A 241-nucleotide genomic window follows, 5' to 3' on the forward strand; every position below is an offset into this window, starting at 1 on the left:
GCTTGAGCGTTGTCTCGGTTGAGATTTCCAACGATCGTCATTGCATCAAAACTTAATTTTGGATCAGATATGCACACAGTATGTGCGTCCAACCGGCTATTAGAGTAGCCGGTTAAGGAGGAATTTTGCACTTCCCCTGATGTAGCTTGTTTTGAATAGATTTCTTGTTCTTTTTTACTCATAAAAAATCGACTCCTTAATTTTGTTTAAGAAGTCGCTCACCCAAATATATATCTTGAAG

At 38.2% G+C, this 241-nt stretch carries 1 pseudogene; it reads right to left on the minus strand.

Features of this window, described 5'->3' with window-relative positions:
• Positions 1 to 182: pseudogene (locus SH09_RS13905) on the minus strand (replication initiation factor domain-containing protein); the annotation flags it as partial.
• Positions 183 to 241 lie beyond the last annotated feature (59 nt).

This window comes from Staphylococcus gallinarum (assembly GCF_000875895.1).
GTDB classification, from domain to species: domain Bacteria; phylum Bacillota; class Bacilli; order Staphylococcales; family Staphylococcaceae; genus Staphylococcus; species Staphylococcus gallinarum.